Source organism: Pseudoalteromonas sp. Isolate3, from assembly GCF_022398505.1.
GTDB classification, from domain to species: Bacteria; Pseudomonadota; Gammaproteobacteria; order Enterobacterales; family Alteromonadaceae; genus Pseudoalteromonas; species Pseudoalteromonas apostichopi.
Window position 1 is genome coordinate 1 of record NZ_JAKEVN010000097.1, and the last position, 16,372, is coordinate 16,372.

15 protein-coding genes are annotated in these 16,372 nt (G+C 41.8%); 5 read left to right on the plus strand and 10 right to left on the minus strand.

From position 1 onward, the window contains the following. Positions 1-217: 217 nt before the first annotated feature. From rplI to radC, 7 genes are all read right to left on the minus strand, one after another. A complete protein-coding gene (gene rplI / locus L1D46_RS15915) occupies positions 218-670 on the minus strand; it encodes a 50S ribosomal protein L9 (protein WP_054554192.1) in 453 nt (150 codons plus the stop codon). A 35-nt stretch (positions 671-705) separates the two neighbouring features. After that, positions 706-933, minus strand: a complete 228-nt coding sequence (rpsR, locus tag L1D46_RS15920; protein ID WP_002962753.1) for a 30S ribosomal protein S18 — start codon at positions 931-933, stop codon at positions 706-708. A gap of 12 nt (positions 934-945) precedes the next feature. Then, positions 946-1,248: a primosomal replication protein N gene (priB, locus tag L1D46_RS15925; protein ID WP_036973732.1), complete on the minus strand. Its 303-nt coding sequence runs from the start codon at positions 1,246-1,248 to the stop codon at positions 946-948. 67 nt (positions 1,249-1,315) lie between these two features. Next, entirely contained in the window at positions 1,316-1,657 is a 342-nt protein-coding gene (gene rpsF, locus L1D46_RS15930) for a 30S ribosomal protein S6 (protein WP_036973113.1), read from the minus strand. Between the two features lie 239 nt (positions 1,658-1,896). Then, entirely contained in the window at positions 1,897-2,052 is a 156-nt protein-coding gene (gene rpmG / locus L1D46_RS15935) for a 50S ribosomal protein L33 (protein ID WP_022946036.1), read from the minus strand. Between the two features lie 11 nt (positions 2,053-2,063). Continuing rightward, positions 2,064-2,300: a 50S ribosomal protein L28 gene (rpmB, locus tag L1D46_RS15940; RefSeq protein WP_036973115.1), complete on the minus strand. Its 237-nt coding sequence runs from the start codon at positions 2,298-2,300 to the stop codon at positions 2,064-2,066. A 272-nt stretch (positions 2,301-2,572) separates the two neighbouring features. Further along, on the minus strand, positions 2,573-3,247 hold the full coding sequence (gene radC, locus L1D46_RS15945) for a DNA repair protein RadC (protein WP_130049753.1): 675 nt from the start codon (positions 3,245-3,247) through the stop codon (positions 2,573-2,575). A 143-nt stretch (positions 3,248-3,390) separates the two neighbouring features. Between radC and coaBC the strand changes: the two genes are divergently transcribed. The 5 genes from coaBC to L1D46_RS15970 all read left to right on the plus strand — a co-directional run bounded on the left by coaBC (position 3,391) and on the right by L1D46_RS15970 (position 12,521). Continuing rightward, positions 3,391-4,584: a bifunctional phosphopantothenoylcysteine decarboxylase/phosphopantothenate--cysteine ligase CoaBC gene (gene coaBC, locus L1D46_RS15950; protein ID WP_130049754.1), complete on the plus strand. Its 1,194-nt coding sequence runs from the start codon at positions 3,391-3,393 to the stop codon at positions 4,582-4,584. Between the two features lie 112 nt (positions 4,585-4,696). Next, positions 4,697-5,284, plus strand: coding sequence for a nucleoid occlusion factor SlmA (gene slmA, locus L1D46_RS15955; protein ID WP_054554189.1), 588 nt, complete (start codon positions 4,697-4,699; stop codon positions 5,282-5,284). A 239-nt stretch (positions 5,285-5,523) separates the two neighbouring features. Next, on the plus strand, positions 5,524-8,286 hold the full coding sequence (locus L1D46_RS15960; protein ID WP_239977855.1) for a prolyl oligopeptidase family serine peptidase: 2,763 nt from the start codon (positions 5,524-5,526) through the stop codon (positions 8,284-8,286). 189 nt (positions 8,287-8,475) lie between these two features. Continuing rightward, positions 8,476-10,689, plus strand: a complete 2,214-nt coding sequence (katG, locus tag L1D46_RS15965; protein WP_130049756.1) for a catalase/peroxidase HPI — start codon at positions 8,476-8,478, stop codon at positions 10,687-10,689. A 134-nt stretch (positions 10,690-10,823) separates the two neighbouring features. Next, complete coding sequence (locus L1D46_RS15970; RefSeq protein ID WP_130049757.1) at positions 10,824-12,521, plus strand: diguanylate cyclase; 1,698 nt, start codon at positions 10,824-10,826, stop codon at positions 12,519-12,521. 46 nt (positions 12,522-12,567) lie between these two features. Here L1D46_RS15970 and L1D46_RS15975 read toward each other — a convergent pair whose 3' ends face one another. The 3 genes from L1D46_RS15975 to L1D46_RS15985 all read right to left on the minus strand — a co-directional run bounded on the left by L1D46_RS15975 (position 12,568) and on the right by L1D46_RS15985 (position 16,254). Beyond that, the gene (locus L1D46_RS15975) at positions 12,568-13,833 is read right to left on the minus strand and encodes a diguanylate cyclase (protein WP_130049758.1); all 1,266 of its coding nucleotides are present in this window, start codon (positions 13,831-13,833) and stop codon (positions 12,568-12,570) included. Between the two features lie 316 nt (positions 13,834-14,149). Further along, a complete protein-coding gene (locus L1D46_RS15980) occupies positions 14,150-14,836 on the minus strand; it encodes a hypothetical protein (RefSeq protein ID WP_167658698.1) in 687 nt (228 codons plus the stop codon). A 233-nt stretch (positions 14,837-15,069) separates the two neighbouring features. After that, a complete protein-coding gene (locus L1D46_RS15985) occupies positions 15,070-16,254 on the minus strand; it encodes an NAD(P)/FAD-dependent oxidoreductase (protein ID WP_178926567.1) in 1,185 nt (394 codons plus the stop codon). Positions 16,255-16,372: the final 118 nt, after the last annotated feature.

Genomic DNA, 16,372 nt, shown 5'->3' on the forward strand with positions numbered 1-16,372 from the left:
GAACGTTAGTTTGCAAAATAGGTAAGATTATAGGGTTAGTACTTGTGTGTTTAAAACATAAAAAACTAATACTATTAGTATCTATACTGGTGATTAATGGAGGTACAACACGCTGAAATTAATAGTGTTTAGGCGAATGAATAACGTTGTTTATAAAAAAATTTCAGGCACAAAAAAGCCGCACATAAAGCGCGGCTTTTTCTACTTAATATTGCTATTAAGCTTCAGCGATAACGATTACTTTGATAGTAGCCGATACGTCTGAGTGTACTGCGATTGCTACGTCAAATTCGCCAGTCTCACGGATAGTACCTAGAGGTAAACGAACTTCTGATTTAGCAACTTCAACGCCAACAGCTGAAATAGCTTCAGCGATGTCGCGAGTACCGATAGAACCGAATAACTTGCCTTCGTCACCAGCTTTAGAAACTAGTGTAACTTCAGCTAATGCTTCTAACTTGTCAGCGCGAGCTTGAGCAGCAGCTAGATCTTCAGCGATCTTAGCTTCTAAATCAGCACGACGTGCTTCGAAAGTTTCGATGTTAGCTTTAGTTGCAGGAACTGCCTTACCTTGTGGGAAAAGGAAGTTACGTGCGAAGCCAGATTTAACTACAACCTGGTCACCTAGGCCACCTAGGTTTGCGATCTTGTCTAGTAGAATAACTTGCATGTCTCTACACCTTTTAAAAACTGTTAATCCGCTGCTTACTTATGTAAGTCAGTGTATGGAAGAAGGGCTAAGTAGCGAGCACGCTTGATAGCAGTTGCTAGCTGACGCTGGTATTTAGCGCTAGTACCTGTGATACGGCTAGGTACGATTTTGCCACTTTCTGTAACATAGTTTCTAAGAGTAGCTAGATCTTTATAATCGATTTGTTGTACGCCTTCCGCTTTAAAGCGGCAGAACTTACGACGTCTGAAATAACGTGCCATGAGTAAAATTCCTCAAAAAATTCTTTCTATATGTTGAGCATGCAAGACTAACTGGCTTAAGCCGTTTCGTCCTTCGTGACGGTTTAAAAACCCCGTCACTTGCACTTGTTGCCCAACGTGCAATTGTTGAGTTTGTTGTTGCATTGGCGTGCCGCTGGCAACAACTTGAAGTCTGACATAACTATTACGGTTAAGGTCTGCTTCAACTTGCATCGATTTATGTTCAAGAACAAAAATACAATGCGGTATACCAGCAGGGCTTTGACTATATTTAGGTGTTTTACAAACAACCCCAGATAATGTCAGCTGATTCATATAAGGATTAACCGGTTGGCTCATCTTTTTGTCTCAACTGCAAGCGCCATGCTTGAACTCAAAACGATTAAGCAGCTGGTGCTTCTTTCTTCTCTTCTTTCGCAAGAGGAGATGCTTCAGTTACAGCGTCTTTAGTACGCATAACTAAGTTACGAAGCACTGCATCGTTGTAGCGGAAAGTAGTTTCTAGCTCGCTGATTACTTCAGTAGGTGCTTCAACGTTCATAAGAACATAATGAGCTTTGTGAAGCTTGTCGATTGGGTAAGCCAATTGACGACGGCCCCAGTCTTCAAGACGGTGGATAGTACCACCAGCTTCAGTGATAGAACCAGTATAACGTTCGATCATACCAGGTACTTGCTCACTCTGATCAGGGTGAACCATGAATACGATTTCGTAATGACGCATGGATATTCCTTACGGTTAATAGAGCCTTCTACCGTTTCGGCCAGTCGGTTTAAGGCAAGGAATTAAATTTAATAAGCCGAAATGAGCGCGCATTTTACGCTTAGATTGATAATTAAGCAAGATAAAACAGCAGAGCAAATAAGATTCTTGTGCTGATTGCTATTTTCTAAACTGCAAATCTAAGCTGAAAAACAAAAAACCCAGCCGAGGCTGGGTTTTTGAGATTCTGAAAACTAAAATTACTTGATTTTAGCTTCTTTGAAAATCACGTGTTTACGAGCTTTAGGATCGTATTTTTTGATTTCCATTTTTTCAGGCATGTTACGCTTGTTCTTGTCGGTAGTGTAGAAAAAACCAGTACCAGCAGTTGAAACTAAACGGATCTTATCGCGCATGATTCAGTTCCTTAAACTTTTTCGCCACGAGCACGGATTTCTGTAAGAACCGCGTCGATGCCTTTTTTATCGATAATACGCATACCTTTAGTAGTAGTGCGTAGTGTTACAAAACGTTTTTCACTTTCAACCCAAAAACGGTGAGTTTGTAGGTTAGGTAGGAAACGACGTTTAGTCGCGTTTCTCGCGTGTGAACGGTGGTTACCAACCGCTGGACGCTTACCTGTAACTTGACATACTTTAGACATGTCTATATATCTCCAATAACTTCGCTCGAGCTTAATTTTCCCTTAGGCCAGTATTTGTGCCCCGGGATAAATCGAAGGGCGCTCTTTATACAGCTTATACAGGCAAAGATCAAGTAACAGATCTTATCCAATCAGCTCATGTGTAAATTTGATAGCGGCTAATTATAATGATCGAATGCCCTTAGGGAAAGTAAAAACTGCATTTAAATTAAACTAATTTCTAAAATCGCCCTAAACTGCTCATTTTTAACACACTCCTGCCTTAGCTCCGCTTAAATTAATCCCCTTTCGGCAAACGATACACAATTTTCACCACCCACTATGATGTGATCCAGTACATTTATATCTATTAAGGCTAAAGCTTGTTGTAATTTTGTAGTGATCAATTTATCGGCCTGACTTGGCTCTGCTACCCCACTTGGATGGTTATGGGCAAGAATCAGTGCCGCCGCATTATTACGTAGTGCAGCTTTAACAACTTCACGAGGATAGACGGAAGCCGCATTAATAGTGCCATAAAAAAGCACTTCGTCTTTTATCAATTGGTTTTGACTGTCCAAGTACAGCACCATAAATACTTCTTGCTGTAAGCCACGCAACTGAATAGTTAAATAGTTATACACAGCCTGTGGCGAATTAAATAGTGCCTCGCGTTTACATTGCTCAAGCATATAGCGCCGGCTCAACTCAAGCACAGCTTGGAGCTGCACATATTTAGCGGCTCCTAACCCCCTTTGTGAACAAAACTCTTGTTCAGTGGCATTAAATAAATTGTGCAGGGTGCTATTTATATCTAGTAGGTGCTCGGCCAACTCAATGGCATTCATACCCGGCACGCCGGTACGTAAAAATATCGCTAATAGCTCAGCGTCTGAGAGTGCTTTTGCGCCTTGGGCGAGTAACTTCTCCCGCGGCCTTGCTGATAAAGGTAGATCGGTTAACGGCATTGCTTCATCCTTAAAACAACTATTCCATTTAATAAACTGTACTATAAAATCGCGTTTTTTCCTGTAAGAAAAAAGAAAACTTCATGCTATCGGTAAAGATTTGCTATCGTTAGCCCATATCGACAAAGGTTAAATTTCACGTAATGACAAAATCAGTAAATAAAAAAATCCTGCTAGGTATGAGTGGTGGTATTGCAGCCTATAAATGCGCAGAGCTTGTTCGCCGTTTAAAAGATAAAGGCTGTGAAGTAAAAGTCGTCATGACCGACTCAGCAAAACACTTTATTACTCCTTTAACTATGCAAGCGGTAAGCGGTGAGATTGTTTCTGATTCATTACTCGACCCTGCAGCAGAAGCCGCAATGGGTCATATTGAGTTTGCCAAATGGGCAGACCTTATTTTAGTCGCCCCTGCAACCAGCAATATTTTAGCGAAAATGGCGATGGGTATTGCAGATGACTTACTGACAACCCTACTACTAGCCACCCCTGCAAAAGTCGCGGTTGCACCTGCCATGAACCAACAGATGTACGCCCACCCAGCTACACAAGCAAATATTGCCACACTTAGTGAACGCGGCGTTGCTATTTGGGGCCCAGGTAAAGGTGAGCAAGCCTGTGGTGATGTAGGCGCAGGACGTATGTTAGAGCCTCATGAGTTAGTCGCGCTGTGTACACAACCTGAGGTTGAGCCTTTACTTGCAGGCAAAACCATCACGATCACAGCAGGACCAACCCGAGAAGCCCTCGACCCAGTTCGTTATATTTCTAATCACAGCTCTGGCAAAATGGGTTATGCCCTTGCTGAAGCTGCACTTGCGTTAGGTGCAAAGGTAAACCTGATTTCAGGCCCAGTGACAATTAAAGCACCTGCTAATGCCCTGCTTACTAATATAGAAAGTGCTGAGCAATTACTCACCGCCTCGATGGAGCTAGCCGCGCAATCGGATGCCTTTATCGGCTGTGCAGCGGTGGCAGATTACCGTGCAGCAGCGATTCATGAGCAAAAAATGAAAAAGCAAGGTGATGAACTAACCCTTACCTTAGTTAAAAACCCAGATGTCATAGCTAACGTCGCCGCGCTGAACGAAAACCGTCCTTATACAGTTGGTTTTGCTGCCGAAACCCAAGATGTTGCCAGTTACGCACAAGGTAAATTAAAGAATAAAAACCTCGATATGATCTGCGCAAATGACGTATCAAAAGAAGGCCTTGGCTTTAATTCTGATCATAATGCTTTAACACTGTTCTGGCACAATGAGCAGCTAGATTTAGCAATGGGAAGTAAAAAAGATTTGGCCATGAGCGTAATGACTGAGCTTGCCAAGCGTTTGTAAAAATGCTGGAAAGAAACTGAATAAAACATTAACATAAGCCACTCATTTGCACAAAAAATGGCTTGTCTGACTCCCAACAGCGCAAGTAATAAATTATAAGAAAGGAATGGTCATGCCTGCGACAAAAAGAAGTAATCGCAAAGAGCAGATTCTGCAAGCACTCGCACAAATGTTAGAAACCAGCCCAGGTCAACGTATCACAACCGCAAAACTAGCGGCGGAGGTAGGTGTGTCTGAAGCTGCGTTATATCGTCATTTCCCGAGTAAAGCACGGATGTTTGAGGGCCTAATCGAGTTTATTGAAGATACTCTGTTATCACGCATTAATCTCATTTTAGAAAATGAGAAAGAAAGCCAAACTCGAGTCTACAATATTTTGCTGTTATTGTTAGCCTTTGCAGAGAAAAACCCAGGCATTACCCGTATTTTGACCGGTGATGCCTTACAAGGTGAACAAGAGCGTTTACGTGAACGAGTACAAGGCTTATTCGAGAAGCTAGAAACTCAATTCAAGCAAGTGCTACGCGAGCGCAAACTTCGCGAAGGCAAAGCATTCCAATCAGACGAAAGCACCCTAGCCAATTTCTTACTCGCCTATGTTGAAGGTAAGATGAACCAATTCGTGCGCAGCGACTTTAAAGCAAAACCAAGTGCGCAATTTGAAAAACAGTGGCCAGAACTACAGAAGATTTGGTTGTAGGAAATTAGCCGTAGGCGCGATCTCATATCGCGCAGCGGTGTAATTAAAATACGCGGGGTAAACCCGCTGCTACCCTTTTAACAAAACCTACCGACAACTTTTTTAGCTTATGGCTGATAGCTTAAAGCTTACAGCTATCAGCTCAACTCCCCAAACACGCCACTTATCGTATCTACTCGAATTGTTTATTAAAAACGCTACACTGGGTGCGTAAATTTTAAAAACAACGAGAAAGACTAATGAAAGCGCAATTATCACTTTTGAGCTTAGCCTTGGTGACAAGCCTTGGTAGTGCACATGTTAGTGCGAAAGAGGCTCTGCAATTTAAAGACGTGTTTGATTTTAAATACGCAAAAGGCACCCAACTTTCTGAAGACGGCCAAATTCTTAGCTTTAGTGCAGACCCTTATCGCGGTAATGCTGAAGGTCAGGTTTATACGTTAAACAATAACCACCTACTTACCAGCGTTGAGCGCGGTACTCGCCCTACTATTAATAAAGCGGCAAACTGGGTGGCTTTTACTCAGGTACCTACCCTACTTGAAAAAGAAACCACCAAGAAAAAAGACCAGCTGAAAAATAACCTTGTTTTAGTAAATACTAAAAATGGCGAGCAACAGACTTTTAACGATGTAAAAGACTATGCGTTATCGGATGATGGTATATGGCTTGCCTATCGACTAGATAAGAAAGCAGAAAAAGCAGATAAAAAAGACGGCGAAGAAAAAGACGAAAACAGCAGCGAAATCAAGCCAGATAAAAAAGATAAAAGCTTTGATTTAGTGCTTGTTAATCTTCAAGACAAAACCACTCACACTGTAAATAATGTATTTAGCTATGCGATTAGCAGTACAGGCGAGCAATTATTAGCAAGCCAAAGCTACAGTGATGGTGCCGACAACCAAGTTGTATTAGTTGATCTTAATAATGACTTTGCAACTAACGTGTTGATTGATGAGCCTGGTGTTGTTGCAAATAAAATTGCATGGCAACCAAACAGCAATACCGCAGCACTATTAATTGGTAATTATGTTAATGATGATACAAGACGTCGCGATCACAGCTTACAGCTTTTACAAAACGGGGCTCTTTCAACCATTAACTCAGCAGATAGCAGCTGGACTATCGGCAAAACAGCATCATTAAAATGGTCTGAAGATGGTGCTCGTTTATACTATGAAAACCACCCTAAACTCGCCGCTAAATCTGTCTTGAAAGAATACAAAGATGAAGCCTCTTTATATGATTTCGATACCATACGCGACCAGAAGGGCCTAAACGTTTGGCACAATAAAGACGCTGAAATTAAGCCTCGCGAAGAGCAGCAATGGAACAAAGCGAATAAGCTTCGTCACTACCAAGCTGTGTATCATATAAATGGTCAGCACGTTGTGCAGCTAAGCACACCAAACATGCCAGAAGTTTCGCTTAACACTAATCGCGAAGCACTATTAGGCTATTCAGACCGACCTTACTTAGAGCGCGTTATGTATGGTGGTTTTTATGCAGATTACTTCAGTGTTGATGTTAAAACCGGTAAACAAACAGCTATCGTCAGCGACTATCCATTTAGACCAAGCCTTGCGCCAAATGGTCAATTTGCAGCATTTTTCCAAGATAGCCAAGTTCAGCTAAAAGATTTAGGTAGCAACAAGGTTTCGACCTTATCTAAAGCAATTAACGCTGTTTTTGCTGATGATAAACATGACTACCCATCACCTCAGCCGGGTTATGGTTTTGCGGGCTGGTTGAATGACAGCAGCCAAGTATTGGTTTACAGCAAATTTGATATTTGGGCTTTTGATGTCGCATCACAAAAGGCAACGCGCTTAACTCAAGGTAAAGAAACTAACACCCAATATCGTGTTATTAAACTTGATAAAGACCAAGTTGGTTTTGCCAAAGATGAAACATTATTGCTAAGCGCAACCAACGTGCAAGATAAGCAAACAGAGATTGCCAAACTTGACTTATCGAGCAATAAAGTCAGCAAAGTACTTTCGGGTAAAAAGCGCTATGACGTAGTGAAAAAGGCTAAAAATGCCGACAAATACCTATTTACTGCACAAACATACCAGCAATTCCCTGATTACTACCAAACTGATTTTAGCTTCAAAAAGCCACAACGTGTTACTAACCTAAACCCGCAAATTAGCAACTTTGCATGGGGTGAAAAACCTGAGCTTATTAGCTACAAAGGGTTTGATGGTGAAGATTTACAAGGCGTATTAATTAAGCCTGCAGGCTATAAAAAAGGCGATAAGGTTCCTGTAGTTGTGTACTTCTACCGCTATATGAGCCAACGCATGTATGACTTCCCGAAAATGGAGTTAAATCATCGCCCTAACTTCCCGATGTTTACCTCAAATGGCTATGCGATTTTCTTACCTGATATCCGTTTTGAGATTGGTCATCCTGGTAAATCATCAACGCAAACTATGATCAACGCAACTCAAAAGTTAATTGATTTAGGCATTGCTGATCCAGATAAAATTGGTTTACAAGGTCACTCTTGGGCAGGCTACCAAAGCGCCTTTATGATCACTCAAACAGACATGTTCAAGGCCGTTGTATCAGGTGCGCCAGTATCTAATATGACCAGTGCTTACAGCGGTATTCGCTTAAAATCAGGTCTTGCCCGTCAGTTTCAATACGAAACAGGGCAAAGCCGTATAGGCAAAACTTTATTCGAAGCGCCAGAGCTATATATCGAAAACTCACCGGTGTTCTTTGCCGATAAAGTGAATACCCCAATTCTGATTATGTTTGGTGACAAAGATGATGCAGTGCCATGGCACGAAGGGGTTCAATACTACTTAGCTCTTCGCCGTGCCGGTAAAGATGCAACCTTCTTACAATACGAAGGTGAACCACACCACTTGAAGAAATTCCCTAACCAAGTGGATTTTTCGGTGCGCATGATGGAATATTTTGATCATTACTTAAAAGGTAAACCTGCTGCTAAGTGGATCAAAAACGGCGTCCCTTTTATTGAAGAATAAACAATAAGCTGAATTTCAGCTTAATGTCCCCCTCCCCTAGAGCCAGCATTATTGCTGGCTTTGTTCGAAAAAATCAATCACACCATCTATTTTATCGATTTTATCAATCGATTTAAACCCCAGTTTGTAAGTGGAAAGTTAATCAGAACAACTCTATATTTCACCCAACTTCTAACTGGAGACAACACAATGTTAAAAAAATCAACTTCAGCTTTCTCTAAAGTCGCTGTTGCAGTGTCACTGTTGGTGGCAACAGGCGTACAAGCTACGAACGAAATAAAATCAAACCAATTCTGGTGGCCAGAGCAATTAGACCTTAGCCAACTTCGTGCTCATGGCGCAGAGTCTGATCCTATGGGTCCATACTTTAATTACAAAAAAGAATTCTTAAAATTAGATCTAAATGCGGTAAAAGCCGACATTGAGAAGGTACTGACTGACTCTCAAGACTGGTGGCCTGCTGATTACGGTCACTACGGTCCATTCTTCATCCGCATGGCGTGGCACGCATCAGGCACTTACCGTACATTCGATGGCCGTGGTGGTGCTGGCGGTGGTCAACAACGTTTCGACCCACTAAACAGCTGGCCAGATAACGCAAACCTTGATAAAGCGCGTCGTTTACTTTGGCCAATAAAGCAGAAATATGGCCGCAGTATTTCTTGGGCTGACTTAATGGCACTAACGGGTAACGTTGCACTTGAATCAATGGGCTTCAAAACTTTCGGTTATGCCGGTGGTCGTGAAGACGATTGGGAACCAGACTACGTATACTGGGGCCCTGAAGGCAAAATGTTAACTGACGAACGTCGTGACAAAAAAGGCAAACTAAAAGGTCCACTAGCGGCAGTTGAGATGGGCTTAATCTATGTAAACCCTGAAGGCCCACACGGTAATCCTGATCCACTTCTTGCAGCAGAAGATATTCGTTTATCTTTCGGCCGCATGGCAATGAACGATGAAGAAATCGTTGCCCTAATCGCCGGTGGTCACAGCTTTGGTAAAGCTCACGGTGCCAAAAAAGCGACCTGTTTAGACAAAGAACCTGCAGCAGCGGGTATCGAAGAACAAGGCTTAGGTTGGAAAAATAAATGTGGTAAAGGCCATTCAGAAGATACCATCACTTCAGGTCTTGAAGGTGCATGGACTGTGACACCAACACGTTGGTCAATTAACTACCTTCAAAACTTGTTCAGCTTTGAATGGGTTAAAACCAAGAGCCCAGCAGGTGCAACTCAGTGGATCCCTGAAAAGGGTCAAGCATCTAATCTTGTGCCAGATGCACACATCAAAGGTAAGCGTCATGCACCTATCATGTTCACAACCGATATCGCGTTAAAAGCGGATCCTGAGTTCCGTAAGATCTCAGAACGTTTCTTAAACGACCCGAAAGAGTTCGAACTCGCATTTGCTAAAGCATGGTTCAAACTAAACCACCGTGACATGGGCCCACGAGCTCGTTACTTAGGTGACTTAGTGCCAGAAGAAGTATTAATTTGGCAAGACTACATCCCTGCGGTTGACCACAAACTAGTAGACAGCAAAGATATCGCGTCACTTAAAGCTAGCATCTTAGATTCAGGTTTATCTGTATCTGAACTAGTCCGTGTTGCTTGGGCATCAGCAGCAAGCTACCGCGACACAGATATGCGTGGTGGTGCAAACGGTGCACGTATTCGTTTTGCTCCGCAAAAAGATTGGCCGGTAAACAACCCGAAAGAAGTGGCTAAAGTACTTAGCAAACTTGAGAAAATCCAAACTAAGTTCAACAAAAACGCATCTGGCGGTAAAGAAATTTCACTAGCAGATATGATTGTTCTTGGTGGTGCGGCTGCAATCGAAAAAGCAGCAAGCGACGCTGGTTTCTCTATCGCAGTACCATTCAAGCCAGGTCGTATGGATGCATCATTAGAAATGACTGACGTTGAATCATTCGAAGTGCTTGAGCCAACGGCAGATGCGTTCCGTAACTACTATAGCTCAGCATGGAAATCACCGGCTGAAATGCTTGTTGAACGTGCTGATTTATTAAGCTTATCAGTACCAGAAATGACTGCACTACTAGGTGGTATGCGTGCTCTTAACGCGAATACTGACCAAACTAAACACGGTGTATTCACGAAAAAACCAGGCACATTAAGTAACGATTTCTTCGTTAACCTACTCGATATGTCAACGAAGTGGTCTAAATCTTCTGAAGAAGGTGTTTACGAAGGCCGTGACCGTAAGTCAGGCAAACTTAAGTGGACAGCAACACCTGTAGACTTGATCTTTGGCTCCAACTCAGAGCTTCGTTCAATTGCTGAAGTGTATGCATCTGACGATGCTAAACAAAAGTTCGTTGATGATTTCGTAGCAGCGTGGACTAAAGTAATGACGCTAGATCGTTTCGACCTACGTTAATATATTTTCGCAACCAACAAAGCCGCTAAGTTAGCGGCTTTTTTATTTTTCGTTAATAATTTACTCGACAAGCCAGCAGTTTACGTTAAAAATAAAACTTTATTACTATTTTTATTTGGATACAGGCACCAGGGATGATTACGCGCTTTATACTGCTTTTTGTTATCTACTCAATATGCCTAACTTTGGCTAATCAAAGCCGCGCCGATAACTCCCCTATTGTTAATATTAACCAACGTAGCATTGACCTCACCCAATTTGATATGAGCTATTTTATTGATGGCTCTGGCACTATGCCTCTTTCACAAGTTCAGCTGCAAAGTTTTATAAACAGTCAAAACAAGCTCACTTTAGGCACGAATGCCAAAACAACATGGTCAAAAATAGTTATAAAAAATACCTACAGCGACACCCTGCGCTTATTTGTACATAACCCAGATGCCTATCACTTAGAAGAAGTGAGCTTTTACGAAACGCAAGCAGGGCAACTGATAAACCAATCGGTCATTCAGCTTGATAAAGCAGGACCTAAAACCAACATGTTTGGTGGTAGTGCCGTATTTTCGTTTTATATTGCACCCAATCAGCAAAAAACAATTTACATAAAAAGCGTGACCTTTTCTCATCAATGGTTTGCACTCGCTATTTTTGATGAAGAGCACTCAAAACGTGCTCTTGTAGGGAATGGTAATTATATTGCTCTACTTGTTGGGATGATGTTAGCACTGATGATTTATAACTTTTTCTTGTATTTATCGGCACGTAAAATCGAGAACATCGTTTACGCCCTTTACCTTATTTCTGGCACAGTTTGGGTGGCGCTATCTTATGGTGTTGCCGCTAACTTTTTCGGTATTTTTAGTGCCGAACTATTACAACTCAATTCTAACTTGCTAAGTATGCCAAGCTTTTTAGTGATCTTTGTAATGCTTATTTTCGAAACCAAAAAGCTCTACCCTAAAGAGCATATTGCACTTTCGATTATTTTGTTCTTACTCGTTGCGGACTTTGTTTATAGCTTGTTCGATATTGTAGGTGCATTAAAACCTGCCAGCAGCTTGGCTGCATTAATGATGACTGTGACATTTGGAGTATCTATTTCGCTGTGGCGCAAAGGTAACGCGCTGGCAAAATACTTTTTGCTCGGCCACTCTATGTTCGTTATTTTCAATATGCTGGCGGTGCTTTATTACAAAGGGATCAGCGACGCAAACGTGATTAATAGCCACGGTGTTGGCATAGGTATTTTGCTCGAAGCGTTAATGATGGCGTTTATTCTTTCCTATCGAATTAAGAGCCTCGAAAAAATTAAAGCACAGCAAACTGAGCTCAACCGCTTGGTCGATACAGACCCTATGACAGGCCTGTATAATCGCCGTTACTTTGACAGAAAAAGTGAAGAACTGATTGCCGCGATGGCAACCAATCAGCAAGAGTTTACCCTCCTAATTGCTGATCTCGACCACTTCAAAAACATTAACGACACATACGGCCACGATGTTGGCGATAAAGTTATTATCGCATTTGCCAACATACTCACCTCAGAACAAGGCCTTGCTGATATAGCCTGCCGTTACGGCGGCGAAGAGTTTGTGTTACTACTCAATTGTAACCTACTTGATGCAAAGCTAGTTGCCGAGCGAATTCGCCAAAAGGCGCAAGAAACCTACATCACTATTGATGAAGTGCAAACCGTGCAGTTTACCGTGAGTATTGGTATACACAGCGTAGCTCACTCTTCAACAACCGTGAAAGAAACCCTCACCGTTGCCGACAAAGCATTGTATAAAGCGAAAAGTAACGGCCGTAATTGTGTTGAAGTGGCTGCTTAGACGGGAAAAGTTTCAAGTTTCAAAGTAACTTAAGGCTTTAAAACGATTAGCTAAAGTGAATAATGGTTGTTCCAGGTTGCTTTTTAGCTTGGTACATAGCCGCATCGGCTTCTTCAATTAACTGATTCGCTGCGTACACACCATCTCCTAGAAAATGCGCTGTCACACCTATACTCGCTGTAACCTCAATTGATATACCTTTAGAACTAAATGGTTTTGTAAACTGAGCCGCAATTTTATGCGCTAAGCGATTCAAAATCATCGTATTAGTTACTCCTGATATAGTCACTAAAAACTCATCGCCGCCCATTCTTACTACATAGTCGGTACTTCTAACGGCGGCTTGAAGTTGCTTTGCAACCCATACTAAAACTTCATCACCTATTGCATGGCCATATTGATCGTTGATTTGTTTAAACTCATCCAAATCGATATAAATAAAGCCCATTCCCTCAGCCACATCACCATTTTCACTAAATACATCATTCAATAATTGCTCTAGATAACGACGGTTCGGTAATTGGGTAAGCGGGTCAAGGTTAGCAAGCTCAATCAACGCCTGTTCTTTATTTTTTCGAGCTGAAATGTCACGCACAATCGCAAGAAGATAACTTTTTCCTTGATGGTCGATATAACAAACACTCACTTCAGTTGGAAAAGTATGACCATCTTTATGTTTTAAGCACGACTCAAAAATAGTGGTTTCTTGGGCTTTTATTCGCGCTACCCTATCCAGCCATTTGCTATTCGTATCATAGTCTGGGTTAATATCTGGCACAGTCAGTTTTAGTAGCTCTTCTTTTTCATAACCTAAGCACTTGTAAGCTAATTGATTACAGTTAAGAATTTGACCAAACTGAGGGTCTGCAATAAACATGGCATCATTTGATTTATCAACCAAATATGTCAGTAGAATATCTGCTGCCGCCTCTTTATTGACCGTTGTTAAATCAATTATCTGTGAAATATAACGAACGACATTACCGTCATTATCTACCTCAGCGACAATGTTCAGCTGGCAATAAATAGAATGCCCAAGCTTATGCTTGTAACGCTTTTCGATTTGTAATGGCTGCTCAGGGAACTGATTAAGCTTGGCACGAATAGTTTTATTTAACTCCCTGTCATCAGCATGAGTTATAACAACATCATCTGCGTACACTTCATCGCCTTCATAACCTAATAATTGTTTTAGTGCCGGGTTTGCATATTCAAGTTTACCGCTAGGCGAAGAAACAGTAACGGGGATAGGTGTAATTTCTATTAACCGATAAACAGGGTTAATAAACATCTGTGCGTCGTTAAGCTTCATGGGCAACTCGAGTCCAATACATTATTACTACTCAGCAAAATGAAAGAATAGACTATAAATTAGCTATCAGCTATCAGCTATCAGCTATCAGCTATCAGCTATCAGCTATCAGCTATCAGCTATCAGCTATCAGCTATCAGCTATCAGCTATCAGCTATCAGCTATCAGCTATCAAAATTATGTAGGGCGTCATTTATGGCGGCAAGTATTGATTTTAGGTGCTAGGTGCTAGGTGCTAGGTGCTAGGTGCTAGGTGCTAGGTGCTAGGTGCTAGGTGCTACCAGCATAGTTTGACTTTTTATGAATGCGATAGATTTTATTCAGCGCACTTATCATCACTGACTCGTATGAAACTAAGCTCTTCCTTAATCTGCTGCTTTAGAGAATCATTGGAGACTTTTTGTATATTAGTCCTAAGCATTTCTAGCGCGTAATCACCTTCAACAAGCAAAAGAGAGCTTAATGCAGAAGATCCAACAAAGGTATTTTGATTGTTAATCAATAGCTCAATCAACATATCAACATCTTCACGTTCGCCTAATAACCCGAGCCCACTGATTGCAGAATCCTTTAAAACATTCTCATCCGAGTTAATCATTTTAATGATGTACTTACGAGCACGGCTTTTATTCACGTTAGCATCAAAGCATCTATTCTTAAGGTTTAACCTCCACGTTAGAGAAGATAAGCGAATTAAGTTGTCATTTAGTAAGTGCTTTTGACTAGTATTATTCCAAATATCATTCAAAACCGTGTTGTATATTTCTGGATTAAACCCTCGACTAGACCAACCGATTGATATTAAGTTTGCAACAGAAAATACAGCAGCCCTATAACGTGTATCCCAGTAAGAACCAAGCTCTATATTTTGCACTGAGGTATCGGCTTTCAATATCGCTTTTTCCAAATCTGATTGCCACTGCCAACTAACATCATCAGCATGCGAATGAGATGTAATCACCAGTAGAAAAGAAAGTACTAAGTAAGCTTTAAAGCTGTTCATAGAATAATAAACTCGTTTCTGAGGTATCAATCGGAGTAATAAATTCATCTTCATATTCTGGATAAAATTTATATACTTTATTCATCTATTACTCCATTAATAACAGCCTCGCGCTAAAGCACGACCTACAAGCAAGTGCTAACCTAGCTCCTAGAGCCTAGCTCCTATGCCATAACCACTAATACCTTTCCCCTAGTAACTTGCAACTCGCAACTAGCAACTAGCAACTCAAATCAACAATACTGCCCTGCTGCAAAGCCGCAGCTCCAAGCATATTGGAAGTTGTAGCCGCCTAACCAGCCGGTGACATCGGTTACTTCGCCGATGAAATAAAGGCCCTGTGACTTTTTCGCTTCGAAGGTTTTTGAGCTTAACTCGTCGGTGTCTACACCGCCAAGCGTGACTTCGGCGGTTCTGTAACCCTCTGTGCCGTTGGGTTTAATTTGCCAATTATGAACGTAGTCATGTAACGCGTCGATTTGCGCATGGCTTAGCTGGTTTACATTGCAATCTGGAATAGCCTTGGTGTCGTGCAGCATTTCAACAAAACGCTTTGGTAAAATTGTCGCAAGAGTATTTTTTAGTGACTTTTGCCCTTGGCTTTGACGCCACTGCTCAAGCTGCTGTTTTAAATCGAGCTCGGGTAACAAGTTGATGTACACAGTTTGCCCTGCACGCCAAAAAGAGCTGATTTGCAAAATCGCTGGGCCCGAAAGGCCACGGTGAGTAAACAGGATGTTCTCTTTGAACTGGGTGCCATCTTCACTGCTAACCAGACAAGGAATACTGATCCCCGATAAACCTTCAAAGCGATCTTTATCGTGCTGGTGCAAAGTAAATGGCACTAATGCCGCCATGGTTGGTAACACTGTTAAACCAAATTGATCTGCAATTTTATAACCAATTGGTGTTGCACCGAGCTTAGGCATGGTTAACCCACCGGATGCAACAACTAACGACTCGCATTGATAGCTGTCTTGCTCGGTAATAACTTCATAACCAGCATCTGTTTTGGTCACACTGAGTACTTCGTTACGCAGCGCTATGTTAACTCCCGCCCACTCGCACTCAGTTAAAAGAATATCGACGATATCTTGTGCGCTGTTATCGCAGAATAACTGGCCCAGCGTTTTATGGTGATAAGCCAAACCGTGACGGTCCACCAGCTCAATAAAGTCATGTTGGGTATAACGGCTTAAACACGATTTTACAAAGTGAGGATTGCCACACAAGTAATTGTCTGGGCTTGCGTTTTCATTGGTGAAGTTACAACGACCACCGCCGCTGATTAATATTTTACGGCCCGGCTTTTTGCCCATATCAAGCACAGTAACATTGCGACCACGGTAGCCTGCTTGTGCAGCACACATCAAACCTGCGGCACCGGCGCCAATCACAATTACGTCTACTTGGGTCATTACTCATACTCACTAAAAAAATTTAGCTGATTATAACAAGTTATTTTCGCTGCAGTGTTAACAGTACGGTGTTTTTACAAAAAAGATAAAACCAAAAAACGAAATAAAGTAAAAACTC

Excerpts from the sequence above, each read along its gene's own strand:
- radC (WP_130049753.1), bottom strand. The coding sequence starts at position 3,247 with ATGCCGTTAACCGATCTACCTTTATCAGCAAGGCCGCGGGAGAAGTTA.
- slmA (WP_054554189.1), top strand. The coding sequence starts at position 4,697 with ATGCCTGCGACAAAAAGAAGTAATCGCAAAGAGCAGATTCTGCAAGCA.
- L1D46_RS15985 (WP_178926567.1), bottom strand. The coding sequence starts at position 16,254 with ATGACCCAAGTAGACGTAATTGTGATTGGCGCCGGTGCCGCAGGTTTG.
- rpsR (WP_002962753.1), bottom strand. The coding sequence starts at position 933 with ATGGCACGTTATTTCAGACGTCGTAAGTTCTGCCGCTTTAAAGCGGAA.
- L1D46_RS15970 (WP_130049757.1), top strand. The coding sequence starts at position 10,824 with ATGATTACGCGCTTTATACTGCTTTTTGTTATCTACTCAATATGCCTA.
- L1D46_RS15980 (WP_167658698.1), bottom strand. The coding sequence starts at position 14,836 with ATGAACAGCTTTAAAGCTTACTTAGTACTTTCTTTTCTACTGGTGATT.
- coaBC (WP_130049754.1), top strand. The coding sequence starts at position 3,391 with ATGACAAAATCAGTAAATAAAAAAATCCTGCTAGGTATGAGTGGTGGT.
- rpsF (WP_036973113.1), bottom strand. The coding sequence starts at position 1,657 with ATGCGTCATTACGAAATCGTATTCATGGTTCACCCTGATCAGAGTGAG.
- rpmB (WP_036973115.1), bottom strand. The coding sequence starts at position 2,300 with ATGTCTAAAGTATGTCAAGTTACAGGTAAGCGTCCAGCGGTTGGTAAC.
- rpmG (WP_022946036.1), bottom strand. The coding sequence starts at position 2,052 with ATGCGCGATAAGATCCGTTTAGTTTCAACTGCTGGTACTGGTTTTTTC.
- priB (WP_036973732.1), bottom strand. The coding sequence starts at position 1,248 with ATGAATCAGCTGACATTATCTGGGGTTGTTTGTAAAACACCTAAATAT.
- rplI (WP_054554192.1), bottom strand. The coding sequence starts at position 670 with ATGCAAGTTATTCTACTAGACAAGATCGCAAACCTAGGTGGCCTAGGT.
- L1D46_RS15975 (WP_130049758.1), bottom strand. The coding sequence starts at position 13,833 with ATGAAGCTTAACGACGCACAGATGTTTATTAACCCTGTTTATCGGTTA.
- katG (WP_130049756.1), top strand. The coding sequence starts at position 8,476 with ATGTTAAAAAAATCAACTTCAGCTTTCTCTAAAGTCGCTGTTGCAGTG.
- L1D46_RS15960 (WP_239977855.1), top strand. The coding sequence starts at position 5,524 with ATGAAAGCGCAATTATCACTTTTGAGCTTAGCCTTGGTGACAAGCCTT.